The 232-nt window shown below is 45.3% G+C and carries 1 pseudogene; it reads left to right on the top strand.

Going from position 1 to position 232, the window contains the following annotated elements:
* Nucleotides 1–232, top strand: a pseudogene (locus tag NLF92_RS13845) (fatty acid metabolism transcriptional regulator FadR); the annotation flags it as partial.

The following is a 232-nucleotide window of genomic DNA, read 5'->3' on the forward strand; positions in this document are numbered from 1 at the left end:
AGCAAGAAGGTTTAGCTTTTGCCCAGTTCGACTATCAAATGTCACATGACTTGGCGTTAGCGTCTAACAATAACGTATTTGTTTTGATGATGAACGGTTTCCGTGGTTTGTACTCGCGTATTGGTGGCTATTTCTTCTCGCACCAACAAGCACGCGACGTGGCAAACAAGTATTACGCAGACTTGCTTGATGTTGCTGAGAAAGGCGAATACGACCGTGTCCCTGTAGTAGT

The organism is Opacimonas viscosa (assembly GCF_024199005.1).
GTDB classification, from domain to species: Bacteria; Pseudomonadota; Gammaproteobacteria; order Enterobacterales; family Alteromonadaceae; genus Opacimonas; species Opacimonas viscosa.